The organism is Emticicia sp. W12TSBA100-4 (assembly GCF_040253585.1).
GTDB lineage: Bacteria > Bacteroidota > Bacteroidia > Cytophagales > Spirosomataceae > Emticicia.
The window spans coordinates 1-221 of sequence record NZ_JBELAU010000124.1 but is presented as its reverse complement, the minus strand read 5'-3'; the positions used below and the strand labels follow the sequence as shown (position 1 = coordinate 221).

1 protein-coding gene is annotated in these 221 nt (G+C 48.4%); it reads right to left on the bottom strand.

The window, feature by feature from the left end:
- Positions 1-221, bottom strand: a 221-nt coding sequence (locus tag ABR854_RS26055; protein ID WP_350268760.1) for a SprB repeat-containing protein, incomplete at both ends; no start/stop codon positions are given.

Genomic DNA, 221 nt, shown 5'->3' with positions numbered 1-221 from the left:
CTACCGTGTAAGTACCCGCTATTAGACCGTTTATGGTTGAGGTCGTTGCATTATTACTCCATTTATAAGTATATGGACTTGTGCCACCCGCTGCAACCACACTCGCACTGCCACTCGCATCGCCGTAACATTTCACATCTACGCCACTTGGGGTCGTCGTCAATGCTGCCGTTGGTTGTTTTACTACTACACTCGCAGTTGCTGTACAACTGTTCGCATCT